This window comes from Roseomonas sp. WA12 (assembly GCF_054165765.1).
Genome location: NZ_CM135108.1, coordinates 1,380,279 through 1,404,106 on the forward strand (window position 1 = coordinate 1,380,279; position 23,828 = coordinate 1,404,106).

The 23,828-nt window shown below is 69.8% G+C and carries 24 protein-coding genes; 8 read left to right on the forward strand and 16 right to left on the reverse strand.

Annotated elements, in window-relative coordinates:
• Nucleotides 1-36 precede the first annotated feature (36 nt).
• From ACVBD7_RS06600 to ACVBD7_RS06615, 4 genes are all read right to left on the reverse strand, one after another.
• Complete coding sequence (locus ACVBD7_RS06600; protein ID WP_458096701.1) at nt 37-399, reverse strand: response regulator; 363 nt, start codon at nt 397-399, stop codon at nt 37-39.
• Nucleotides 400-546: 147 nt separating this feature from the next.
• Entirely contained in the window at nt 547-1,545 is a 999-nt protein-coding gene (locus ACVBD7_RS06605) for a tripartite tricarboxylate transporter substrate binding protein BugD (RefSeq protein ID WP_458096702.1), read from the reverse strand.
• 94 nt (nt 1,546-1,639) lie between these two features.
• The gene (gene lepA, locus ACVBD7_RS06610; protein ID WP_458096703.1) at nt 1,640-3,445 is read right to left on the reverse strand and encodes a translation elongation factor 4; all 1,806 of its coding nucleotides are present in this window, start codon (nt 3,443-3,445) and stop codon (nt 1,640-1,642) included.
• 148 nt (nt 3,446-3,593) lie between these two features.
• The gene (locus tag ACVBD7_RS06615) at nt 3,594-4,394 is read right to left on the reverse strand and encodes a potassium channel family protein (RefSeq protein ID WP_458096704.1); all 801 of its coding nucleotides are present in this window, start codon (nt 4,392-4,394) and stop codon (nt 3,594-3,596) included.
• Between the two features lie 183 nt (nt 4,395-4,577).
• Between ACVBD7_RS06615 and ACVBD7_RS06620 the strand changes: the two genes are divergently transcribed.
• Nucleotides 4,578-5,150, forward strand: coding sequence for a PadR family transcriptional regulator (locus ACVBD7_RS06620; RefSeq protein ID WP_458096705.1), 573 nt, complete (start codon nt 4,578-4,580; stop codon nt 5,148-5,150).
• Nucleotides 5,150-5,968: a siderophore-interacting protein gene (locus tag ACVBD7_RS06625; RefSeq protein WP_458096706.1), complete on the forward strand. Its 819-nt coding sequence runs from the start codon at nt 5,150-5,152 to the stop codon at nt 5,966-5,968. Before ACVBD7_RS06620 ends, ACVBD7_RS06625 begins: the two co-directional genes overlap by 1 nt.
• A 24-nt stretch (nt 5,969-5,992) precedes the next feature.
• On the opposite strand, the gene ACVBD7_RS06630 is transcribed toward ACVBD7_RS06625, so the two are convergent.
• The 5 genes from ACVBD7_RS06630 to rpmI form a co-directional block, all read right to left on the reverse strand.
• Nucleotides 5,993-6,571, reverse strand: a complete 579-nt coding sequence (locus ACVBD7_RS06630) for a peroxidase-related enzyme (RefSeq protein WP_458096707.1) — start codon at nt 6,569-6,571, stop codon at nt 5,993-5,995.
• A gap of 73 nt (nt 6,572-6,644) precedes the next feature.
• Complete coding sequence (gene pheT / locus ACVBD7_RS06635; RefSeq protein ID WP_458096708.1) at nt 6,645-9,140, reverse strand: phenylalanine--tRNA ligase subunit beta; 2,496 nt, start codon at nt 9,138-9,140, stop codon at nt 6,645-6,647.
• 6 nt (nt 9,141-9,146) lie between these two features.
• On the reverse strand, nt 9,147-10,229 hold the full coding sequence (gene pheS, locus ACVBD7_RS06640) for a phenylalanine--tRNA ligase subunit alpha (RefSeq protein WP_458097649.1): 1,083 nt from the start codon (nt 10,227-10,229) through the stop codon (nt 9,147-9,149).
• Between the two features lie 167 nt (nt 10,230-10,396).
• Nucleotides 10,397-10,783 carry a 50S ribosomal protein L20 gene (gene rplT / locus ACVBD7_RS06645; protein WP_458096709.1) on the reverse strand — a complete coding sequence of 129 codons (387 nt, stop codon included), beginning with the start codon at nt 10,781-10,783 and terminating at the stop codon, nt 10,397-10,399.
• Nucleotides 10,784-10,801: 18 nt separating this feature from the next.
• Nucleotides 10,802-11,008: a 50S ribosomal protein L35 gene (gene rpmI / locus ACVBD7_RS06650; RefSeq protein WP_073132793.1), complete on the reverse strand. Its 207-nt coding sequence runs from the start codon at nt 11,006-11,008 to the stop codon at nt 10,802-10,804.
• Nucleotides 11,009-11,226: 218 nt separating this feature from the next.
• Between rpmI and ACVBD7_RS06655 the strand changes: the two genes are divergently transcribed.
• The 6 genes from ACVBD7_RS06655 (at nt 11,227) to ACVBD7_RS06680 (ending at nt 17,108) form a co-directional block, all read left to right on the forward strand.
• Complete coding sequence (locus ACVBD7_RS06655; protein WP_458096710.1) at nt 11,227-11,964, forward strand: metallophosphoesterase family protein; 738 nt, start codon at nt 11,227-11,229, stop codon at nt 11,962-11,964.
• 2 nt (nt 11,965-11,966) lie between these two features.
• On the forward strand, nt 11,967-13,379 hold the full coding sequence (locus ACVBD7_RS06660) for a protein kinase domain-containing protein (RefSeq protein ID WP_458096711.1): 1,413 nt from the start codon (nt 11,967-11,969) through the stop codon (nt 13,377-13,379).
• Nucleotides 13,376-13,915, forward strand: a complete 540-nt coding sequence (locus ACVBD7_RS06665; protein ID WP_458096712.1) for a deoxycytidylate deaminase — start codon at nt 13,376-13,378, stop codon at nt 13,913-13,915. The genes ACVBD7_RS06660 and ACVBD7_RS06665 overlap by 4 nt, the downstream gene beginning before the upstream one ends.
• 83 nt (nt 13,916-13,998) lie before the next feature.
• Nucleotides 13,999-14,829 carry a diaminopimelate epimerase gene (dapF, locus tag ACVBD7_RS06670; protein ID WP_458097650.1) on the forward strand — a complete coding sequence of 277 codons (831 nt, stop codon included), beginning with the start codon at nt 13,999-14,001 and terminating at the stop codon, nt 14,827-14,829.
• Between the two features lie 594 nt (nt 14,830-15,423).
• Entirely contained in the window at nt 15,424-16,311 is an 888-nt protein-coding gene (ftsY, locus tag ACVBD7_RS06675; RefSeq protein WP_458097651.1) for a signal recognition particle-docking protein FtsY, read from the forward strand.
• A complete protein-coding gene (locus ACVBD7_RS06680; protein ID WP_458096713.1) occupies nt 16,311-17,108 on the forward strand; it encodes a creatininase family protein in 798 nt (265 codons plus the stop codon). Before ftsY ends, ACVBD7_RS06680 begins: the two co-directional genes overlap by 1 nt.
• Before the next feature lie 4 nt (nt 17,109-17,112).
• On the opposite strand, the gene ACVBD7_RS06685 is transcribed toward ACVBD7_RS06680, so the two are convergent.
• The 7 genes from ACVBD7_RS06685 to ugpA all read right to left on the reverse strand — a co-directional run bounded on the left by ACVBD7_RS06685 (nt 17,113) and on the right by ugpA (nt 23,818).
• Complete coding sequence (locus ACVBD7_RS06685; RefSeq protein ID WP_458096714.1) at nt 17,113-17,565, reverse strand: hypothetical protein; 453 nt, start codon at nt 17,563-17,565, stop codon at nt 17,113-17,115.
• Nucleotides 17,562-18,134 carry an NUDIX hydrolase gene (locus ACVBD7_RS06690; protein WP_458096715.1) on the reverse strand — a complete coding sequence of 191 codons (573 nt, stop codon included), beginning with the start codon at nt 18,132-18,134 and terminating at the stop codon, nt 17,562-17,564. Before ACVBD7_RS06690 ends, ACVBD7_RS06685 begins: the two co-directional genes overlap by 4 nt.
• 81 nt (nt 18,135-18,215) lie before the next feature.
• Nucleotides 18,216-18,419, reverse strand: coding sequence for a hypothetical protein (locus ACVBD7_RS06695; RefSeq protein ID WP_458096716.1), 204 nt, complete (start codon nt 18,417-18,419; stop codon nt 18,216-18,218).
• 137 nt (nt 18,420-18,556) lie between these two features.
• Nucleotides 18,557-20,884, reverse strand: a complete 2,328-nt coding sequence (locus ACVBD7_RS06700) for a glycosyltransferase (RefSeq protein ID WP_458096717.1) — start codon at nt 20,882-20,884, stop codon at nt 18,557-18,559.
• 55 nt (nt 20,885-20,939) lie between these two features.
• A complete protein-coding gene (ugpC, locus tag ACVBD7_RS06705; RefSeq protein WP_458096718.1) occupies nt 20,940-22,007 on the reverse strand; it encodes a sn-glycerol-3-phosphate ABC transporter ATP-binding protein UgpC in 1,068 nt (355 codons plus the stop codon).
• Between the two features lie 6 nt (nt 22,008-22,013).
• The gene (gene ugpE, locus ACVBD7_RS06710) at nt 22,014-22,937 is read right to left on the reverse strand and encodes a sn-glycerol-3-phosphate ABC transporter permease UgpE (RefSeq protein WP_458096719.1); all 924 of its coding nucleotides are present in this window, start codon (nt 22,935-22,937) and stop codon (nt 22,014-22,016) included.
• Nucleotides 22,937-23,818: a sn-glycerol-3-phosphate ABC transporter permease UgpA gene (gene ugpA / locus ACVBD7_RS06715; protein ID WP_458096720.1), complete on the reverse strand. Its 882-nt coding sequence runs from the start codon at nt 23,816-23,818 to the stop codon at nt 22,937-22,939. The genes ugpE and ugpA overlap by 1 nt, the downstream gene beginning before the upstream one ends.
• Nucleotides 23,819-23,828 lie beyond the last annotated feature (10 nt).

Here is a 23,828-nt window from a genome sequence, read left to right on the forward strand (position 1 = left end):
CCTATCAGCTATTTTGTGCCGCCACCCGTGCCCGCCTCAGGCGACGGGCAAGCGGGCCAGGGCGGCAGTGAGGTCCTCGGGCGCGTAGGGCTTGGCCAGCACGGGGATGCCGGCCAGCCGCGCCGGCAGGCCAGCGGCGCCATAGCCGGAGGCAACGACGAAGGGCACCTCCAGCGCGATCAGCCGGTCGGCCACAGGCTCAGACGTCTCACCGGCCAGATTCAGGTCCAGCACGGCGAGGTCGGGGCGCTCCGCGTCCAGGAGAGAAAGCGCCTCGGAGACCGTCGCTACAGGGCCAAGCACCACCACGCCTGCATCGGCCAGCGTGTCCTCGACCAGCATGGCGACGAGTGTCTCGTCCTCGACGACGAGAACGCGACGTCCGGCCAGGCTTGCCATTGAGACAGTCTCCCTCACTCCGGCCCTCCGGAGGGCAGGATTCCACTGCCCAAGGGGGTGACGCCCGACCGTTCCGCTGTCAAGGCCGACCGGGCGTCGTTCCGCTTCACGACACGGCAGGCGGGTACGCGCCAGCCGCCAGAATGGTCAGTCGGCGTACTGGCCAGCGGCCTGGATAATCGGACGCCACTTGGCGATGTCGGCCTGCCAGTAGCGGCGGTGATAATCGGGGGTCGCCTGCTCCTGAGTCACCGGGGTCGTGCCGAGCTCCCCAAACCGCGCCACCAGCCGCGGATCGCGCAGCGCGACCTGCAGCGCGGTGGAGAGGCGGTTTACGATCGCCGCATCCGTGCCCTTGGGTGCGTAGAGCCCGTGCCATACCGAAACCTCGAAGCCCGGCAGCCCGGCCTCAGCTGCGGTCGGCAGGTTGGGCAGCGCGGCATTCCGCGAGGAGGTGGTGACGGCGAAGGCCTTCACGGCGCCGGCGTTGATCTGCTGGGTCGTGTTGGTGGTCTGGTCGCACATCAAGTCCACCGTGCCGCCGATCAGGTCGGTCATCGCAGGCGCCGTGCCGCGATAGGGAACGGTGGTGACCTGCGTCTGCACGGCAGACTGCAGCAGCAGCCCGCAGATATGCGAGGCGGCCCCGACGCCGGCATTCGCGAGATTGATGTTCAGCTTGCGCTCGCGCAGCACCGCGATCAGCTCGGCGAGGTTGTTCGCCGGGAAGTCCTTCTTGGCGATGATGGTCATCGGCACCTCAGTGACGAGGCCGATCGTCTCGAAGCCGTTCACCGCGTCATAGGCCAAGCGGCGGTAAAGGGAGGGCGTCGTGCCCATGCCGATGTGGTGGCAAAGGATGGTGTAGCCGTCCGGCCGAGCCTGGGCGACGCGCTGGGCGCCGAGCGTGCCGCCGGCGCCGCCAACATTCTCCACCACGATGGTCTGGCCGAGGTCGCGGCCCATGGTCTCGGCGCAGAGCCGGGCGACCACATCCGTCGGGCCGCCGGCCGCGAAGGGGACGATCATCGTGATCGTGCGATTGGGATAGGCGGCTGCCTGGGCGCGGGCGGCGCGGGGGAGGAGCGCGGGGGCGGCTAGGGCCACGCCCGCGAGCAGGGCATGGCGACGCGTCATTTCGGACATGAACGTGAACTCCCGTTTATGCACCGGCGGTCGCAGGAAACGGGGCGTCCTGTCAAGCGGGTTCCGGGGGCGCAACGGCGCCCCCGGGCTCGGATCAGCTATCCATCTTCAGGGCAGCGATAAAGGCGCTCTGCGGGATCTCGACCTTGCCAAACTGCCGCATCCGCTTCTTGCCCTCCTTCTGCTTCTCAAGGAGCTTCCGCTTGCGGCTGATGTCGCCGCCATAGCACTTGGCGGTCACGTCCTTGGACATCGCGCCGATCGTCTCGCGCGCGATCACGCGCCCGCCGATCGCGGCCTGGATGGGGATCTTGAAGAGCTGGCGGGGGATCAGGTCCTTCAGCTTCTCGCAGATCTGGCGCCCGCGCCGCTCCGACTGCGCGCGATGCGCCATGAAGGACAGCGCATCCACGGGCTCGTTGTTCACGAGGATGCTGATCTTCACGAGATCGCCTTCCTCGTAGCTGTCCATCGCGTAGTCGAAGGAGGCGTAGCCGCGCGAGATCGACTTCAGGCGGTCGTAGAAGTCGAACACCACCTCGTTCAGCGGCAGGCGGTACACCGCCATGGCGCGGCTGCCGACATAGGTCAGCTCCACCTGCTGCCCACGGCGCTCGCTGCACAGGGTCAGGATGTTGCCCAGGTATTCATCGGGCACGAAGATCGTCGCCTTGATCCAGGGCTCCTCGATCGCGGCGATCAGCGTGGGGTCCGGCATGTCCGCGGGGTTGTGCAGCTCCCGCACAGTGCCGTTGTTCATGCGCATCTTGTAGACGACGCTCGGCGCGGTCGCGATCAGGTCCAGGTCGAACTCGCGCGATAGGCGCTCCTGGATGATCTCCAGATGCAGCAGGCCGAGGAAGCCGCAGCGGTAGCCGAAGCCCAGCGCGGCCGAGCTCTCCGCCTCGAAGTGGAAGGACGCATCGTTCAGCCGCAGCTTCGCCAGGCTGTCGCGCAGCTTCTCGAAATCGTCGGCATCGACAGGATAAAGTCCGCACCACACGACGGGAACGGAGGGCTTGAAGCCCGCCAGCGCCTCCGGGGCAGGATTGCGGTCATCGGTGATGGTATCGCCGACATTGGTATCGGCGACGGTTTTGATGGCGGCGTTGATGTAGCCCATCTCGCCAGGGCCAAGGGACTCAACGGCCTGCATCTTCGGCCGGAACACGCCCACCTGCTCGATGGTGTGGGTGGACCCCTCCGCCATCATGCGGATCTTCTGTCCCTTGCGCAGATGGCCGTCCTTCACCCGTACCAGGATGACGACGCCGAGATACGGGTCGTACCAGCTGTCCACCAGCAGCGCCTTGGTCGGCGCCTTGGCGTCCCCCTTGGGGGGCGGCAGCCGGGTGACGATGGCCTCCAGCACGCCCTCGATGTTCAGCCCAGTCTTGGCCGAAATCATAACAGCGTCGTCGGAGGGCAGGCCGATTACGTCCTCGATCTGCTGCTTCACTCGGTCCGGCTCAGCCGCCGGCAGGTCCACCTTGTTCAGGATGGGGACGATCTCATGCCCGGCGTCCAGCGCCTGGTAGACATTGGCGAGGGTCTGCGCCTCGACGCCCTGGGAGGCGTCCACCACAAGAAGCGATCCTTCGCAGGCCGCCAGGCTGCGCGAGACCTCATAGGCGAAGTCCACATGGCCGGGCGTGTCCATGAGGTTCAGGACGTAGTCCTGGCCATCCTTGGCACGGTAATCGAGGCGCACGGTCTGCGCCTTGATGGTGATCCCGCGCTCCTTCTCGATGTCCATGTTGTCCAGCACCTGCTCCGTCATCTCCCGGGCGGTAAGGCCGCCGGTGGATTGGATCAGGCGATCGGCGAGCGTGGACTTCCCATGATCGATATGGGCGATGATCGAGAAGTTGCGGATCTTGTCGAGGGGCGTGTCGGTCATGCTGTTCCGGGCCGTGGGCTGGCGGCCGCCCCGGCCAAATGGGGCGATTCAGTCCTTCAGATAGGGCAGGGAGGTCCCGCGGCCAAGCGTGGCATGACGAGCCGGGCCTCCAGGCCCGTTTCCGGCCCGTGGGCGTCGGGCGGCCGGGTCAGTTCCCCTCGTCAGGGATCTCCAGCATGTGCCCGCAGGCCTTGCAGTGGACCGCGTCGCTCTCATGGCGCTGCAGCCCGCATTTGGGGCAGGGGAATCGGACCTTGGTGGGCCGGAAGATGGACTGCGCCAAGCGCAGGAACAGCGTGACCCCGCAGAACATAATGACGACCGTCAGCAGGCGCCCCCAGCGTCCGGGTAGGGTGATGTCCCCGAAACCGGTGGTGGTGAGGGCCGTGACGGTAAAGTACAACGCGTCCGCGTAGTCCTTGATCTGGCCGTGGCCGCCGTGCTGCGTCTCGTAGACCAGCCCGGTCATAATAAAGATGAAGACCAGCAGGTCGGTCGCGGCGATGACCGTGTCCTCGTTGCGCTGGAACCCCGGAACATCGGCCCGCAGCCGGGCTAAAAGCCTGCCGGACCGGAGCAGCCGCACTACGCGCAGCGCCCGCAGAAAGCCCGCTGCAGCCCCCAGCATGGGGATGAGGAAGCACAGGATCGCCACCGCATCGGCAATGGTGATGGGCTGGGCAAGCTCCCGCCACGGCCGCGGGCTCGCGCGCAGCCGGGCGAAGAACTCGGCCAGCAGCACGATGCCGAGCAGGCTGTCCAGCACCTCAACGGCTGCAGTGCGCGGGACAAAGGAGGTGCCGATGATGACGAGCAGCGTGAGTATGTCGAGCGCCAGCAGCCCGTAGCGGTACCGGACGGCCCGCGGCGTGTCCCGGTAATACAACTCGCGGAAGAGGAGGCGGTCCGCGGGGAGCGCCCCCCGGCCCGTCTTCGCGGCAACCTTCACGAGACGACCTCTTCGGCTTCATGGGCCAGGCATTCGTGCGCGGCGGGCACGGACGAGCGCATCGACACCTGATAGGCCCGGAGATGGCCCCGACCAAGCGGGAGCGAGGTCACTCTTGAATTCGGAATACTCTAGATATATCTTAACGTAGTTCCGATATATCGGTACTACTCTGGAGGTTCCATGTTCCACCAACTGTTTCGCGGCCGCGACCATGATCGTCGCCGCTTCCACCGCGGCGGTCCCGAGCACGGGCACCACCACGGCCACCATCGCGGTGGACGCGGTGGCCGAGGCGGCCGGTTCTTTGAGACCGGCGATCTGCGCCTGGTGATCCTGCGGATGATCGCCGAGCGGCCACGCCACGGCTACGAGCTGATCAAGGAAATCGAGGAACGCCTCGCAGGCGCCTATACGCCCAGCCCGGGCGTGGTCTACCCGACCCTGACGCTCCTGGAAGAGCTCGGCCAGATCGCCGTCGCAAGTACCGAGGGCGGGCGGAAGCTCTACGCCATCACTCCCGAAGGGCAGGGGCTGCTGGACAGCAGCAAGGCCGAAACCGATGTCCTTTTCGCCCGGATGGACGAGGCCGCCGGTGACCGCCCGGATGGCGCGAAGCTGCAAGCAATGCGGGCCATGCACAATCTACGGATGGCATTGCGCCTTCGCCTTTCGCGCAGTGGCCTGACCGAGGAAGAGCTCCGCCGGATCGTGTCCATCGTGGACGATGCGGCCGTGCAGGTCGAGCGGATCTGATGACGGACACGTCTGAAGTGCGGCTCGGCCGACGTGTGCGGCACGAGCTGCGCCGGAGGCTGCTGACGGTGCGGCAGGTGCAGCGGATCACGCCGCGTATGGCGCGCGTAACTCTCGCCGGGCCGGATCTGGAGGGCTTCACCAGCGCTTCCTTCGACGACCATGTAAAGCTGTTCTTCCCCGCCCCGGGCGAGGCCGAGCCGGTGATGCCGGAGCTCGGGCCGAACGGGCCGGTCTACCCGGAAGGCGTCCGCCCGGTGGCCCGGGACTACACCCCCCGCCACTTCGACGCGGTCCGGGGCGAGCTCTCGATCGATTTCGCCCTGCATGAGGCCGGCCCCGCGACCGAATGGGCCGCCGCTGCCCGGCCCGGTGACCGGATCGGGGTCGGCGGCCCACGCGGCTCCTTCGTGCTGCCAGACGACCTTGACTGGTACCTGCTGGTCGGCGACGAAACCGCGCTGCCCGCCATCGGCCGCCGGCTGGAGGAGCTGCCTTCAACAGCCAGCGTGACTGCCGTTGTCGAGGTGGCGGATGCCGCCGAACGCCAGCCCTTCCCCGAACGTCCCGGCCTCACCGTGACCTGGCTGGAACGCGGCGGCGCCCCGGCGGGTGAGCCGGATCGCCTGACCAGGGCTCTGGAGGCTTGGGCCGTGCCCGAAGGCAGCGGCCATGCCTGGGTCGGCTGCGAAACCGAGGTCGCGCGTCGCCTGCGCCGCATCCTGGTGGAACGGCACGGCCTGCCGAAGGAGCGCATCAAGGCCGCCGGCTACTGGCGGCGCGGCGCCGCCGCCTCCCACGAGGCGGTGGAGGACTGACGCGCCAGCGGCGCCTGGGGCGGGCTACCGCCGCCCGAGCATGTGGAACTCCGGGTTCGGTCGCAGGTCGGTCGCGTTGGCGAGGCGGTTGGACATGGAGAAGAAGGCGGCAATCGCCCCGATGTCCCAGGCCTCGTCCTCGGTGAACCCGGCCGCGGCCAGCCCCTGGTGGTCCTCGTCCCCGACGAGGTGGGACTGCGTGGCCACCTTCAGCGCGTAATCCAGCATGGCGCGCTGGCGCGGCGGCAGGCCGGCCTTGCGGTAGTTGGTGGACACCAGGTCCGCCACCACCGGGTCCTTCGCCCGCACCCGCAGGATCGCGCCATGGGCGACCACGCAGTACTGGCAGGAATGCGCGGCCGAGACGGCGACGACGATCATCTCGCGCTCCGCCGCCGTCAGCCCCTCGCGCTTCTCCATCAGCGTATCGTGATAGGCGACGAAGGCGCGGAACTCCTCTGGCCGCCGGGCGAGGAGGAGGAAGACATTGGGCACGAAGCCCGCCTTCTCCTGCACAACGAGAATCCGGGCGCGGATATCCTCGGGCAGGCTGCCCAGCTCGGGGACGGGGTAGCGGAAAGGGCGAGGGGCTTCGTTGGCCATGGTCGTTTCCGTGCAGTGCGGCGCGCGGCCGAAGCCGGGCGCGCCGCCACGCTAGACGGCCACGGCCGGCCGGTCAGCCCCGAAGGGTCGCGCCGGTCGCCTTGGTGACGGCCGCGACGATGCGGGCGACGGTCGCCTCGATCTCCGCATCCGTCATCGTTCGCTCCCGCGGCTGCAGCACCAGCTCGATCGCGAGCGACACCTTGCCCTCGGGCAGGCGCTCGCCGGCATACCGGTCGAACAGCGAAACATCGGCCAGCAGGCTCCGCTCGGCGTTCCGTGCCGCGCGAACCAGCGCATCCGCCTGCACGGTGGAGTCGACGAGGAAGGCCAGGTCGCGGCGCACGGGCTGGAAGGCCGGGATATCCGGCGCGGACTTCTTCTTCCGCTTCGGCTCGGGGACGGAATCCAGCAGCACCTCGAACGCCACCGCGGGGCCGTCAATGCCCAGCGCCGAGAGCACGCGCGGATGCAGCTCGCCGAAGCGCGCCAGCGGCAGCTTGGGCCCGCTGCGCAGGATGCCGGAGCGGCCGGGATGGTAGTGCCCGGGCGCATCGGTGGTGACAGTCAGCGCCGCCGGGGACACGCCAAGCGCCAGCAGCACCGCCAGCGCATCGCCCTTGGCGTCCAGCGCATCCACGGCACGGGAGGGCTCGGCCCAATGGCGCGGCGTGCGGCCCAGGCGGACGCCCGCCGCCGTTGCCATTTGCCCGTCCGGGCCGGGCGCGAGGTAGGAGGCGCCAAGCTCGAACAGCGACACATCCGCGAAGCCGCGCGCCGCGTTACGGCCCGCCGCGAGCAGCAGCGTGGCGACGGGCGTCGGCCGCATCTGGTCCAGATCGGCCGCGATCGGGTTCTCCACCCGCAGAACCTCGGGCACCTCGCCGAACAGCGCGGCCGTGCCGCGAGCGGTGAAGCCGAAGGTCACAGCCTCCTGCAGCCCGCGCGAGGCCAGAACGCGCCGGGCCAGCGCCGCGCGTGACTGGCGCGGGGCGAGGGAGGGCAGGGGAAGCCGCCCCTCGGCGGGGAGGGACACGGCGGTAATGGCGTCCAACCCCTCCAGCCGCAGCACCTCCTCCAGCAGGTCGCACTCGGCTTCCACCGCATCCGCGCCCTCGGCGGCGGCCCGGGCGCGCGCCGGGTCCAGCCCCGGCTCCTGCGTCAGCTCCGTGCCGCCGGCGCGATAGGCGGAGCGGGAGGATGCGATGTCGTTGCGCCAGGACGGCACCGCGACCGTCACCGCCGCCGCGTCATGCGCCTTGATCGTGAAGCCGAGCCGCTCCAGCGAGGCCACCGCGCCCTCGGCCGGGATGGAGGAACCGCCGAGCCCCGCAATCCGCTCGAAGCGCAACGTGGCGTCGCGCTGCCAGGCGGGTTCAGAGCCGGCCTCAGTGATGCTGCTCGCCTCGCCGCCGCAGAGCTCCATGATCATGCGCGTCGCCGCTTCCAGCATCGGGCGCTGGGCGGCGGGATCGAGCCCACGCTCGTTCCGCGCGCGCGCATCGGAGTGCACCTGGTGCCGGCGGCCGGTCAGCGCGATCCGCACGGGATCGAACAGCGCGCATTCCACGAAGACCTCGCGCGTCGCCTCGTCGCAGCCCGTCGACTCGCCGCCGACGATGGCGGCAAGGCTCTCGACGCCCGCCTCGTCGGCGATGACGATGTCCTCGCCGGTCGGGCGATAGGTCTTGCCGTTCAGCGCCAGGTACTCGTCGCCCTCGCGCCCCAGCCGCATCGTCAGCGTCCGGCCGCGCACCTTCGCCACGTCGAAGACGTGCAGTGGGCGCCCGAGGTCGAAGGTGAAGAAGTTGGTGACATCCACCAGCGCATTGATCGGCCGCAGCCCGATCGCCACCAGCCGGTCCTGCAGCCATTTCGGCGAGGGCCCGTTGGTCACGCCGCGCACGGCGCGCCCGAGCACCTGGATGCAGGCGCGCGGATCCTCGATCACCCATTCCAGCGGCGTGGGATAGGCGGGCGCCACCGGCTCCGGGTTCCACGGATCCAGCGTGCCGATCCCGGCCGCCGCCAGATCGCGGGCCACGCCCCGTACCGCCAGCGCATCGCCGCGGTTCGGGGTGACGCTGATCTCGATCACCGGATCGCCCAGCCCCGCCCATTCGGCATAGGGCGTTCCGACGGGCGCATCCTCCGGCAGATCCACGATGCCGGAATGGTCGTCCCCCAGCCCCATCTCGCGCGAGGACAGCAGCATCGCCTCGCTCTTCACGCCGCGGATCTCGCCGGCCTTCAGCGTGATGCCCGTGCCCGGCACGAAGGAGCCGGGAAGCGCCGCCACGGCCTTCATCCCCGCCCGCGCATTCGGCGCGCCGCAGACGACGGAGCGGATCGTGCCGTCGCCCACATCCACCTTCAGCGCGCGCAGCCGGTCGGCATTCGGGTGCTGCTCGGCCTCCACCACATAGGCGATGCGGAAGGGCGCCAGCGCGGCGGCGCGGTCCTCCACGCCCTCCACCTCCAGCCCGATGGTGTTCAGCGCGGCGAGGATGCGCTGGAGCGGCGCGTCGGTCTCGAGATGGTCGCGCAGCCAGGAGAGGGTGAACTTCATCGTCTCTTACGCCGCGTCGTGCAGGGTGAAGGGGGAGAGCGGGCTGGTGGCGTAATGCCGCAGCCAGCGCAGATCGGCCTCGTAGAAGGGGCGCAGATCGGGGATGCCGTGCTTCAGCATGGTGATCCGCTCGATCCCCATCCCGAAGGCAAAGCCCTGCCAGACGCGCGGATCGAGCCCGACATTGGCCAGCACCTTCGGGTGCACCATCCCGCTGCCCAGGATCTCCAGCCAGTCGCCGCCCTGGCCCAGCTCGCCCGTCTTCCGGCTCCAGCCGATATCCACCTCCATGGAGGGCTCGGTGAAGGGAAAGTAGCTGCTGCGGAAGCGCACGGGCAGGTCGGCGATGCCGAAGAAGGCGCGCAGGAAGTCCACCAGCGTGCCCTTCAGATGGCCCATGTGGATGTCGCGGCCGATCACCAGACCCTCGACCTGATGGAACATCGGGGAATGCGTGGCGTCATGATCCGCGCGCCAGGTGCGGCCGGGTACGATCACTCGGATCGGCGGCTCCTGGCTCAGCATGGTGCGGATCTGCACGGGGCTGGTGTGGGTGCGCAGCACCGGCCGCCGGCCGCCCTCCGGGGCGGTGAGGTAGAAGGTGTCGTGGTCCTGCCGGGCGGGATGGTGCTCGGGAATGTTGAGGGCGGAGAAGTTGTGCCAGTCGCCCTCGATGTCCGGCCCCTCGGCCACCGCGAAGCCCATCGCGCCGAACAGCGCGATCAGCTCCTCCATCGTGCGTGAAATCGGGTGGATGCTGCCGGCCTCAGGCCCCGTCGGCGCGTGCAGGCGCGGGGGGAGGGACATGTCCATCCGCTCGGCCGCGAGCCGCGCATCCAGCGCGAAGGCGTCCAGCGTCACGCGGCGGGATTCGAGCGCGCGCTCGATCTCGCCCTTCAGCACGTTCACCTCGGCGCCGCGCGCCTTCCGCTCCTCGGGCGGCAGGGCGCCGAGGCCCTTGAGCAGCCCGGTCACCTCGCCGCTCTTGCCGAGGGCGGATACGCGCACGGCGTCCAGCGCGCGGGGATCGGCGGCTTCCGCGATCGCGGCCTCGATCGAGGCGCGCAGCATGTCGAGATCGTCTGGCATTCCCACGGGCATTCCCGAACCTGATCCTGGTGCCAGGCGCGGGCCGGGATCGGCCGCGTCGGCAGGGCCCCGATATGCCAAGGGCCGCGCCGCCGGGGTATCCCCCGGCCGGAGCGGCCCCGGCGTTCGTGCAAATCAACGCCCCGCATTGCTGCGAGGCAGCCGGCTCAGACCGTCGGCGACGAGGCCTTGAGCTGCTCGGGCATGGACGCCTTGGCCTTCTCGACGAGCGACGCGAAGGAGGTGGGGTCGTCATAGGCGATGGCAGCCATCACCTTGCGGTCCAGCTCGATGCCCGCGGCCTTCAGGCCGGCAATGAAGCGGGAATAGACGATCCCGTTCTCGCGGCACGCGGCGTTGATGCGCTGGATCCAAAGCCCACGGAACTCGCGCTTCTTGTTGCGGCGGTCGCGGTAGGCATACTGCAGCGCCTTCTCGACCCGCTCGATGGCCGGGCGGAAGGCGGTGGAGGAACGGCCGACATAGCCCTTGGCGAGCTTGAGAACCTTCTTGTGACGGGCGTGGGCGGTTACGCCGCGCTTAACACGAGCCATTGATCTTTCTCCTCTCGCTTACCGGGGCAGGCCGTAGGGCAGCCACTGCATGACGGTCTTCGCGTCCTGATCGCGCAGCACCTGATTGCCGCGGTTCTGGCGCTTCACCTTCTGCGAACGGGCGGAGAGGTTGTGGCGCTTCTTGCCCGGGCCGGCGAGAACCTTGCCGGTGGCCGTGATCTTGAAGCGCTTCTTGGCCGAAGACGTCGTCTTCATCTTGGGCATTTGGTCCTCCTCAATGGTCGGGGGATGGACGACCCCACCTTGCGCCGTTCCCTTACGGGAACAGGCCGCACCATGCGGCGGGGGCCGGGACCACGGCCGGGCAGCCCAGAGAAGCCCGAGACGCGTGGAGGGGCGGCGTATAGGGGATGCACGGCCGCGCGGCAAGGGATGCGGTGGTCCTGGCATCCAACCCTGGCCAGGGCCAGATTGGGCCCAAGATGATCGCCATCCTCTCCGACATCCACGCCAACCGCGAGGCGCTTTCCGCCTGCCTCGACCATGCCGACCGCGCCGGCGCCACCCGCTATGTCTTCCTCGGCGACTATGTCGGCTACGGCGCCGACCCCGCCTGGTGCCTCCGTACCGTCATGGACCGCATCGCCCATGGCGCTATCGCCCTGCTCGGCAACCACGACCAGGCGGTGTTTTCCCGTAGTCACCGCATGAATGGCCGCGCCGCCGCCGCCATGGAGTGGACTCGGGCCCAGCTCTCGCCCGACGCGGCCGCATTTCTGAAGACCCTGCCGATGGAGCGCACGGAGGAGGACCGCCTCTACGTCCATGCCGACGCCTCGGCCCCGGAGGAATGGCGCTACGTCTCCGGCGCCGAGGAGGCCCGCCGCAGCTTGGAGGCCAGCCCCGCCCGGGTGACCATTTGCGGCCATGTCCACGTCCCCCGCCTGTTCGGACTGACAGCGACCGACAAATGCAGCGCCTTCGTTCCTGCGCATGACACCCCGGTTCCCCTGTCCAGGGCCCGCCGCTGGCTCGCCGTGATGGGAGCCGTTGGTCAGCCGCGGGACGGTGACCCCTCCGCCTGCTACGCCCTGCTGGACCCCGAGACCGCGGAGCTTCGCTGGATGCGCGTGCCCTATGACGTGGAGACCGCGGCCGCGAAGATCCGCCGCGCCGGCCTGCCGGAAAGCCTCGCCGACCGCCTCTTCACCGGGAGCTGACGATGCCCCACCGCCGCCCGCGGCCGGGCGGGACGATCGACGGTTTCCTTCTCGACGCGCCGCTCCACGAGGGCGGCATGGCCACGATCTTCGAGGTCTCGCACCCCGACCATCCCGGCCCGCTGCTGATGAAGTTGCCGCGGCTGGATGGGACGGACGCCGCGCATATCGTCTCCTTCGAGATGGAGCAGATGATCCTGCCCCGCCTCACCGGCCCGCATGTTCCTCGCTTCGTCGCCGCCAAGGGCTTCGAGGCGCCCCATGCCTATCTGGTCATGGAGCGCATCCCCGGACCCACCCTTGAGATGCGTCTTCGAAACCTGCCCCTTCCGGTCGACGAAGTGGCCGCGATCGGCGCCAAGGTAGCGCTGGCGTTGGCGGCGCTGCACCGCCAGCGCGTCTCCCATCTCGACATCAAGCCCGCCAATATCCTGTTCCGCGCCACGCCGGACGGGCTGCGCGGCGACGCCGTGCTGGTTGATTTTGGCCTCTCCCATCACGGCCGGCTGCCGGACCTGATCGAGGAGGAGTTCCGCATCCCCTACGGCACCGCCCCCTACATGGCGCCCGAGCAGGCCATGGGGCAGCGGAGCGAGCCGCGCAGCGACCTCTTTGCCCTCGGCGTCGTGCTCTACCAGCTTGCCACCGGCACGCTGCCCTTCGGGGAGCCGCTCCACCTCCGCGCTGTCCGCCGACGATTGTGGCGAGACCCCGTGCCACCCCGGCGCCTCAACCCGGGAATCCCGCCCTGGCTTCAGGAGGTGATCCTGCGCTGCCTGGAGGTGGACCCGGCCCGGCGCCACCCCACCGCCGCCCAGCTCGCCTTCGACCTGCGCAACCCCGAGGCCGTGCGCCTCACTCCGCGCGCCGCGCGCCGCAGCCGCGACGGATGGCTCACCGTGCTGGAGCGGCGTTTCAACCGTGACCGCGCGCCTCGGGCCGGCCGCCCGGCCGTGACGGCCCATGCCTCGCCCATCGTCGCCGTGGCCATCGATCTCCGCGACGGACCCGCTCCGCTGGCCGAGGCGCTGCGCGCCAGCGTGGGCAACGTCCTGCGCACCCTGCCCGGGGCGCGCGTGGCCTGCCTGAACGTGCTGCTCGACGGCTATCTCAACCGCGACCTTCCGCATGACGAGGACGGCCGCTCCGCCCGGGTGCAGCGCCTGGCGGAGCTGCGCCACTGGGCCGCGCCCCTCGGGCTTGAGGAAGGGCGCATCACCTTTCACGTGCTGGAGGGTTCCTCGGCGGCCGAGGCCCTGCTCGAATACGCCGAGGCGAATGGGGTGGATCATGTGGTGATGGGTGCGCGGGCAAACTCGGTGCTGCGGAGCGTTCTGGGCTCGGTCTCCGGCGAAGTGGCGGCGCGCGCGCCCTGCAGCGTAACGGTGGTTCGAGCCCGGGAAGGCGCGGCATGACGCAGGAAGCCGACACGACGCTGACCCGCTGGGACCGGCGCTACCTCGGCTTGGCGGCCTATATCCGGCAGTGGTCCAAGGACCCGCGCGGCAGGGTGGGCGCGGTGATCGTCGCGCCGGAACTGAACCGCATCGTCGCCACCGGTTTCAACGGCTTTCCGACGCGGATCGAGGACGACATGGATCGCCTGTCGGACAAGCCCACCAAGCTCGACATGATGGTGCATGCAGAGCAATCGGCCCTGCTGTTCGCGGGTCGGGAGGCGCGGGGCTGCACGCTCTATGTGGTGGGCAAGCCGGTCTGCAATCACTGCGCCGTTCTCTCCATCCAGTCCGGAATCCGGCGGGTGGTGGCGACTCCGCCGCGGGTGGGCACGCGTTCGGAATGGGACCGGCGCGGGCACATCTCCGCCCGGCTCTTCTCCGAGGCCGGCTTGCGCTTCGATGCAGTGCCTGACGACCTGCTCGCCACCCTCCTGCCGGGCGAGGCGGGCGGCGCAAGCACGCTGGATCCGACGCCGACCCCCTCCGGCTGAGGGCGGTACGCCGGGGCGGGATGCGCCCTGCGCCGGGCTGGCCGCTTCCGGCGCGGGGCGGCCGCGCCTATATCGGCAGCGCGATGATCATCCCCTTCCGTAAGATGCATGGCCTTGGCAACGACTTCGTCGTGCTCGACGCGCGCCAGGCGCCACTGCCCATCACCCCTGCTCGCGCCGCCGCAATCGCGGACCGCCGCCAGGGCATCGGCTGCGACCAGTTCATTGTCATGGAGCCTGGGACTGACGGCGCGGAGGTGTTCATGCGCATCCGCAACCCCGATGGTACCGAGGCCGGCGCCTGCGGCAACGCCACGCGCTGCGTGGCCGAGCTGGCCATGGCGGAATCCGGCAAGGGCGCGCTTCGCATCCGCACCATCGCTGGCCTGCTGCCCGCCGAGCGCCTGCCGGACGGCACTATCCGCGTGGATATGGGCCCCGCCCGCCTGGATTGGCAGGATGTGCCGCTGGTGCGGGAGATGGACACGCTGCACCTGCCCCTCCTGGCCGATGGCGTCTCCGATCCCGCCGCGCTCTCCATGGGAAACCCCCACGCCACCTTCTTCGTCCCGGATCTGGACGCGCTGGACATGGCCCGTATCGGCCCGGCGCTGGAGCATGATCCGCTGTTCCCCCAGCGCGCCAATATCGGCTTCGTACAGGTGCTGGCGCCCGACCATCTGCGCCTTGTCGTCTGGGAACGCGGCGCGGGGCTGACCCTGGCCTGCGGCTCCGGCGCCTGCGCCGCGCTGGTGAATGCCGCTCGCCGCGGCCTCTCCGTGCGGGAGGCGACGGTCTCGCTGCCTGGTGGCGATCTTCGGATCCAGTGGCGCGATGACGGGCATGTGCTGATGGCCGGCCCGACCGCCCAGGCGTTCACGGGCATGATCGATCTCGACGCCTACCCCCAATGATTCGGGCGTGAGGCGAGCCTCCGGGAAGGAACAGGAATGGCGCTGAAGGATCTCTGGGGGCGGCTGACCGGCCGCGCCGCCACACCTGAGCCCGAGGCGCCCCCGCCCGCGCGCGAGCCGGACGCGCCCACCATAGCCCCGCCGCCCGAGGCGCCGCCCGCGCCCATGCGCGAGCCGGATCCCATGCCGGACAGCCCGGAACCCGAGCCCGGCATTGGCGATCCGCCCGCCTCGCCTCCCGCGATTGAGGCGCTGCAGCCGGACCACCTGCTGCCGCCGGTCTCGGGCGTGCCGGGTCTCACCATGCCCGCCCCGGCGCCCCTTCCATCGCTGGAAGGCGAGTTCCCCCGGGCGCCGAGGCCGGCGATGCCCCAGCTGCCGGAGGAGCCCGCGCCAGCGGCTCCCGGCACGGGCCTGTCCGGTCTGGCCTCCAGCCTGTTCAGCCGCTTCCAGGATCCGGCCCCGGCGCCGGCGGCACGTGAGGCGGACCTTCCGCCCGTGCCGCCCGCCCCTGAGCCGGATGCTGGCGAGTCGGAGCCGGAGACCGCCGGGGCGGAGCCCGCGGGCGGTTTCTTCTCTCGTCTCAAGGCCGGCCTGTCCCGCTCGACCGCGCGGCTGACCGAGAACCTCACGGGCCTGTTCCGTAAGCGCCGCCTCGACGATGCGGCCTTGGAGGAGCTGGAGGAGACGTTGATCACGGCCGATCTCGGCCTGCCTGCCGCCCAGCGCATCGTCGCGGGCTTCCGCCGCACCCGCTTCGGCAAGGAGGTTGGCGAGGACGAGGTGAAGGCGGCGTTGGCCGAGGAGATCGCGGCTATCCTCGCCCCCGTCGCCCAACCGCTTCGGCCGGATTGGGGGAAGAAGCCCTATGTCGTGCTCGTGGTTGGCGTGAACGGCACGGGTAAGACGACCACCATCGCCAAGCTGGCGCAGAACTTTCGGGCCGAGGGCCGGAGCGTGATGATGGCCGCCGGCGACACCTTCCGCGCCGCCGCCGTGGAGCAGCTGCAGATCTGGGGCGAGCGCACCGGCAGCACTGTGGTCGCACCCAGCAAGGAAGGTGCGGATGCTGCCGGCCTGGCGCATGACGCCCTGCAGCGTGCCCGTTCCGAGGGCGCCGACATCCTGCTCATCGACACCGCGGGCCGGCTGCACAACAAGGCCGGGCTGATGGAGGAGCTGCGCAAGGTGGTGCGCGTCCTCCGCAAGCTGGACAGCGAGGTGCCCCATGCCGTCCTGCTGGTGCTGGACGCCACCACCGGCCAGAATGCCGTGCAGCAGTGCAAGGTGTTCCGCGAAATGGTGGATGTGACCGGGCTTGTGGTGACGAAGCTGGACGGTTCGGCCAAGGGCGGCGTCGTCGTCGCGCTGGCTGAGGAGTTCGGCCTCCCTGTGCATGCCGTGGGGGTGGGCGAGACCGCTGCCGACCTGCGGCCCTTCGAGGCGCGGGACTATGCCCGCTCGCTGGTGGGGCTCTCCTGATGCGTGAAGTTCGCTGGGAACGCCTGACGGCGCCCGAGATCAAGGAATGGGCCGCGCGCGACGCCGTGGTCATCCTTCCCGTCGCGGCGCTGGAGCAGCACGGCCCGCATCTGCCGGTCTGGACCGACAGCCTCATCGGCCACGCATCCTGTATCCGCGCGGCCGAGCTGGTGACCGAGGACGCGCCCGCCCTTGTGCTGCCGCCCATGTGGCAAGGCATCAGCGAGCATCACCTGCCCTTCGGCGGCACCATCAGCCTCGACTTCAAGACGATGCAGGCCGTGATCGCCTGCGTGGCGAAGTCGATCCTGGCCTGCGGCTTCCGCAAGCTGTTCCTGGTGAACTCCCACGGCGGCAATATCGAGCCACTCGCCGTGATCGCGCGCGAGCTGGGAGCCGAGATGGGCATTCCCGTGGTGGCCACCACCGTGCACCAGGCCGCCGCAGGCAGCATCGCCGAGATCCTGGAAGCCCAGACGGCCACCCAGCATGCCTGCGAGGCCGAGACGAGCCTTTGGCTGGCGCTCGACCCCGATCAGGTTCGCAAGGACAAGGTGGCCGACGCGCTGTCGAATGGCGGCCCCTCGGTGGGCGGCAGCGCCTTTCAGCGCTTCTGGTCGTTCGCTGAGCGCGCCCCCGGCACCGGCGTGCGCGGCGACCCGCGCGCGGCCACGGCCGAGAAGGGCGAGCGGATCCTGGCCGCCATCGCCGAGGCGCTGGCGAGGGGCCTGCGCGACCAGGCGCTCTGGGCCACGCCGGACGACGTTTGGACGCCCGGCCGCGCCCAGCGCGGTTGAGGGGTCAGTAGGAGAAGGGAATCTGCATCCGGGCGCCCGCCGCGGGCTCCCGGAACAGGTTGTCGCGGTCCCGCGCATACTCGTTGTCGAGCTGGTTCCGGGCATCCGGCAGGGTGCGTGGGCGGATCAGGTCGGGGCGAACCTGGGTGGTCTGCGGGGCCACAGGCCCCCGCGGCGCCTCTATGGAGCGGTTCGGCATCGGCGCGACCTCAACTTGCGGCGCGGGCGCCGGGATTATGTCAGGAAGCGGAGCCTCGGCCACGGGCGGCGGCGGCGCGCGTCGGGCAGCACGCCGGCGAACCGGGCGGCGCGGCGCGCGGCGGGTGGCAGCCGGCGGCGTGGCCGCGGGCGGTTCGGCCGCCGGGGCGCCTTCTTGCACGAGATGGAACGGGGCAGGGCCATCGGGTGCCGGGGCAGTGCCGAGCAGAAACACCGAGAGGGCAAGGTTCGCGATCATCCGGCATCCTCCGCCAGGACGGGCCCGGGCAAGGGGCGTGTTCCCCTCGTGTCCTCGGGCGGGTTAAGAGCGGCGGGGCCGGGATGGCCGGCACCCTCCCGCCAAGCATGCAACGCCCAGCGAACGGTCGGGAAGGCGAGCTCGTCCCACGGAATTTCATTCCATGGGAAGGCGCGGACATCCAGGCTCTCGGGTCCGGCAGCGAACTCCGGGGGGTCGAGTTGAGCCCGGAACATGACCTGCACCTGGCCGAGCCGGGCGATGGAATAGACGGCGAGCACGCCCTGGGTCTCGATCCGGGCCCGGGCTTCCTCCCAGGCCTCGCGCCGGGCGCCCTCTTCCACTGTCTCGCCCATCTCGAGATAGCCGGCCGGTAGGGTCCAGAAGCCCCGCCGCGGTTCGATCGCGCGGCGGCAGAGAAGGACGGCGCCGTCCCCCGCCGCGGGAACCGAAACGACGGAACCGACGACGACCTTGGGGTTCTCATAGGCGATGAACCCGCAGTCCCGGCAGGTCAGCCGGTCCTGGTCGTCGCCTTCATGGCGTATCCTGTCGAAATTCCCGGCCATGGGGGGAGCATGAGGGCCGTTCCCTTTCGTCACAACCCCTCCGGCGCACCTGCGGCACGAGGTGAGACCGGCGGTACCGGCTCAGACGCGAAGGTCGAGCAGCGACCCGCGCGGCAGCGGAGAAGCCGGGGCGGCGGGCACCGACTCCAGGGTCCGTTGACCGCCGAGGGACGGGGCGGCCCCGGCGCCCTGTCCCTGGGTGGAGCGCACCGGGCGGACCTCACCGATGCCGGCCGCGCGGGAGACATCCTGCGTGAAAGCGGCGAGGGAGTTCGTGCTGATCATGCGCAGGATCGTGCCCGAGAGGCGTAAATCCCGGGTTAACCGGCCGAAGGGATGGCGAGGGGCGGTGGCGAGCATAACCCAGCCTCGCCGGTTCGCCCGTTAACACTCCAGCAATCTCTGGCTGTAATTGCGGCGGTTTAGCCAGCCCGAACCGGGGGAAGCCGCTGGCCTTCGAGGAAGTCGAGGCGCGCCAGCAGGTCGTCGTCCCGGCACAGCATAAGGCCGCGCAGCCCGGTGCCCGAGGGGGCATCCAGTTCCAGTTCCAGCACCGCCGTGCCCTCCGCGACGTCGACTGGGATGGCTGCGGCGAAGTCTCCCGCGGGCGGGTCGGGGATGCTGGCTGCACCCGCCGGCGCAGAATCCGCGAACAGGGCCAATTGGATCGAGCGGCCGCCTTCCGCTCGCATCTCCAGATGCAGCCGCAGCAGTCCAGAGGTGCCGGGCGGCAAGGGCAGACGGAGACGGGCCGGGCCGCCGTCCAGTGCCGCCCCCCAATCCTCCGGGGGCCGCCAGCCCGGGCCGTCGCGCACCGAATCCGCCAGCGCCGCAGCGAGATCCGGCCGAGTGGAATCGGCACGGCGCAGCGGCAGACGGTGGCCGAGCGGGAAGGACAGGCGATCGGCAATGCCAGGCGCCTCGGCCCCGGAGAAGCCATGCACGGCGTGAAGCACCTGCGCGAGCACCTGCTCCCACCGTCGACGCGGGCCAAGCGCGGCGACCGCGGCCTCCGCCACTGTCAGCGCGTCGGGCTCGAAGAGAAGGCGCTCGATGGCGGCTGCCATGTCGGCCTCGCTCTGCGGATCGACCATCACGGCCACGCCCTCGCTGGATTCCAGCAGGGCGGAGTGACGCGGCAGCACCGGCACTTTTCCCCAGGCGAGGCTTTCCGTAACCGGCAGTCCCCAGCCCTCGTAATGCGAGTTGTAGATTGTGAAGAGGCAGTCCCGATAAAGCGCCGCGAGCGCGCCGTCCGACACGTCGTGCAGTAGCACCACATGAGCGGAGAGCTCGGGGCTGCCCTCCAGCAGGTTCATCGCGGCCTCGGCGTGCCAGCCCATCGCGCCGACGCAGACCAGGCGCGGGATGCGCGATGGTCCGTGCCGGCGCAGCAGGGCGAGCATGGCGCGGAAGACCGTCAGATGGTCCTTCCGGCTCTCAATGGTGGCGACGAAGAGGATGTAGGGCTCGGGCGGACGCGGCGCCCGCGTGCCCTCCAGGGCTTGAGGATCTGGGGCAGCGTTGCCCCGTGGGTCCGCATCCAGCGGGATCACCGCCATCGGCACGTCGAGGCCGGGCAGCAGCGCTTCCAGGAACCGGCGTCCGTCCGTGCGGGTGCATTCGGAGTTGCAGAGCACGCCTCGCGCATGGATGCCGAGCGAGGAGAACCAGCGCGCATAATCCTCGACGAGGGTGCGCACGCAGTGCTCCGGCATCACCAGCGGAACGCAGTCGTGCAGGAAGGGGACGTAGTGCAGCCCCGTCGCACGCTGTGCGGAGCGCAGGCCGCGAAAATACTCCGGGATGCCCCAGGAATTGCCGAGATTGATCAGCGTGGCGCCATCCTGAAACGCGTGGAGCGGCCCGCCCGCGGCCATGTCCTGCACCGCGTCGCGCGCCGCCGTCCAGGCAGGCTCCGTGGGGTCGGCACCGGCCCCGGAGATGGCAAGAAGCCGCGCGAGGGCATCGGGCGCGACGGCGCGCCAAGCGGCGCGGTTCCGGTCGAAGACGACATAGACGGCGTCCTGTCCGCTACCGAGGGCGGCGCCCAGGATGCTGGCCTGGACCCGCTGGATACCGGTGAGGGTGCGCCTGTTCCCAAAATGGAGGAGCAGATCGCTCACATCGAAGGCGATGGCAGCGCCGCCGCCGGGTGCCATACGCGCCGTTGTGGCCCCGCCGGCGCGGAGCATGGCGATACGCGGCCGCAGCGGCGGGGCGAGGACGGTGGCGTGGCGCGCAGGCGGTCGCGCAGCGGGCGGCGGGGAGGGAGCCTTGGCCCGAACTGGTGCTTCCACTGCTGCGGGCTGCGGCTCGCGGACAGGGGCGGTCGGGGGAAGCGGTGGCTCGGGCACGGCGGGACTTGCCGCATCCAGGGCCTGGATGGCGGCCTCGGCCTCGGTGCCCCCGGTCGCGCCGATCTCGAGCGCCACCGCCATCGCATAGGCGCGCAGTGCGTCCTCGCTGCGGCCCATCAGCCGAAGGGCGTCGCCGCGATGGCGGTGGGGCGCGGGATCCGCGGGCGACTCCGCCGCGGCGCGGGAATAGGCGTCGAGAGCCGCCTCGGGCTCGCCGGCGGCGCGAAGCGCGTGGCCCTGCCAGAGCAGCAGCGGGGTCGGTTCAGGCGCCTGGGCCGCTGCATCGGCATAAAGCCGCGCCGCCTCCGCAAACCGGCCGGCATGCCAGAGCCGGTCGGCATCCCGCTGCATCGGGAGGGGGGCGAGGGTCTCGTCGGGCCGGGCGTCCATCACCCCGATGGGTAGCGGGCCAGGGCGGCCGCCGGAAGGGGGCGCCGCGGCCGCCTCAGGAATCCAGCCGCCGGCCGGATGCCGCGTCGAAGACATGGAGATGCGTCGGGTCGAGATGCACAGGCAGGGTGGCGCCGGAGAAGGCGCCAGGCAGCCGGGCCGTCACGGCCATGCCGGCGGGGTCGCGCCCATGCACCACCGTCTCCGACCCCAGTGGCTCAATCAACTCGACGGCGAGGGGGATGGAGCCCGGTCCGTCGCCGGGCCGCACATGCTCAGGGCGGAGGCCGAGGGTGAGGGGCATGCCCTCGGGCCCGGTGCGCGGGCCATCGGCGAAGCGGATCTCCGCCCCGGCCTCCATCCGCGCCGCGGTGCCGCCGGCCATGAGGGTAGCCGGGATGAAGTTCATCGCGGGGCTGCCAATGAAGCCGGCGACATAGGTGTCAGCCGGGCGGGAGAAGATCTCCATCGGCGGCGCCACCTGGGCGGGGCGGCCGGCGTTCATGACCACTAGCCGATCACCCAGCGTCATTGCCTCAACCTGATCGTGGGTGACGAAGAGTGAGGTGACGCCGAGGCGGCGCTGGAGACGCCGGATCTCGGCCCGCATCTGCACGCGCAGCTTCGCATCGAGGTTGGAGAGCGGCTCATCGAACAGGAACAGCGCCGGTTCGCGCACGATGGCGCGGCCCATTGCCACGCGCTGCCGCTGGCCGCCCGAGAGCTGCTTCGGCTTGCGCTCCAGCAACGGCTCGATGCCAAGGATGCCCGCCGCGTTCCGCACCCGGCGCTCGATCTCGGGCTTCGGCAGGCCGCGGATCTTCAGCCCGTAGGCCATATTCCCGAAGACCGACATGTGCGGGTAGAGCGCGTAGTTCTGAAACACCATGGCGATGTCGCGATCGGCGGGCTCGAGGCCCGTTACGTCGCGGTTGCTGATGATCACCTGGCCGGAGGTGGGCGTCTCCAGCCCCGCCACGATGCGCAGCAAGGTGGACTTGCCGCAGCCCGAGGCGCCGACGATCACCACCAGCTCCCCGTCATGCACCTCGAGGTCGATGCCATGCAGCACCTGGGTGGCGTTGAAGGACTTCCTGACGTCGCGGAGGGAAAGAGTTGCCATGGGGCGTTACTTCTCGGTCTCGGTCAGGCCGCGGACGAACCAGCGCTGCATCAACACCACCACCAGTACTGGGGGGAGCAGGGCCAGCACGGCGGTGGCCATGATGGTGTTCCACTCGTTCTGGGAGTCGCCGCGGCCGATCATCTTGGACAGGCCGACGACGATGGTCTCCATAGAGCGGTCGTTAATGATGAGCAGCGGCCAGAGATACTGATTCCAGCCATATATGAAGAGGATGACAAAGAGCGCCGCAATGTTGGTCAGTGACAGTGGCAGCACGACATCCTTGAGGAAGCGCAGCGGCCCCGCGCCGTCGATCTTCGCCGCTTCCACGAATTCGTCGGGGATGGTGAGGAAGAACTGACGGAACAGCAGCGTCGCCGTCGCCGATGCGATGAGCGGGATCACCAGCCCGGCCCAGGTGTTGCCGAGGTTGAGGTCCACGATCACCTGGAAGGTCGGGATGATCCGTACCTCCACCGGCAGCATCAGAGTGATGAAAATGGCCCAGAAGGCGGCCATGCGACCGGGAAAGCGGAAGAACACCACGGCGTAAGCGGAGAGGATGGAGATCGCGATTTTCCCGATCGCCACTAGCACCGCCATGATTAGGCTGTTCCGCAGCATGACGGAGGCGGGGGTGGTGCGGGACCGGCCGCCGCCCTCGTTCCAGGCCGTCGCGAAGTTCTCCACTGCATGGGTGCCGGGCAGCAGCGGCACGTCGCCCCGCCCGATCGTACCGGCATCATGGGTGGAGCCGACCAGCGTCATCCAGATCGGGAAGGCGACGATGAGCACGCCAACCAGCAGCGCGGCATGCGCGATGATGCGGGAAATAAGATTGCGCCGGCGCGTTGCACGCAGCAGCGCGTCGTCCCTGATCGGCTCGGGCAGGGCAGTGGCTGCGGGCGCGAGGGTGGCGGCCTCCATCAGTAGTGCACCTTCTTCTCGACGGCGCGGAACTGGATGGCCGTGAGCGCGACCACGATGATCATCAGGATCACACTCTGCGCCGAGGAGCTGCCGAGGTTCAGATTCTCAACCCCGTCCTGGTAAACCTTGTAGATCAGCGTCTCCGTCGCCTTGGCCGGCCCGCCATTGGTGAGGGCGTGGATGATGCCGAAGGTCTCGAAGAAGGCGTAGGTCAGGTTCACCACGAGCAGGAAGAAAGTGGTGGGCGACAGCAGCGGGAAGATAATTGTCCAGAAACGCCGGGCGGGGCGCGCGCCATCGATGGCCGCGGCTTCCAGCACGCTGGCTGGGATGGATTGCAGCCCGGCGAGGAAGAAGATGAAGTTGTAGGCCACCTGCTTCCAGGCGGCGGCGATGACGACGAGGATCATCGCGTGGGTACCGTTCAGCCGGTAGTCCCAGCCCACCCCAAGTGCGTTAAGCGCGCGCCCGATCATCCCGACCTGCGGCTGGAACAGGAACAGCCAGAGCACGGCGGCGACGGCGGGCGCGACCGCATAGGGCCAGATCAGCAGGCTGCGATAAACCGTGGCGCCGCGAAGCGACTTGTCCGCCTGCACTGCGAGGAAGAGGGCGAGCCCGAGGGCGATGCCGGCGACGAGGCCGGAGAAGATGACGCTGTTGAGGGCGGCATTCAGCCAAGTCGGGTCGGACAGTACTTCGCGGAAGTTCTCGAGGCCGACGAACTCGCGGGAAAGGCCGAAGGCGTCCTCCCGCAGCAGCGACTGGTAGATGGCCGCGCCCGCAGGCCAGAAGAAGAATACGAATGTGACGATCAGCTGCGGCAGCAGCAGGGCAATGGGCAGAAGGCGCCCGCGAAAGATGACTTTTTTCTGCATGGCGCCCTTC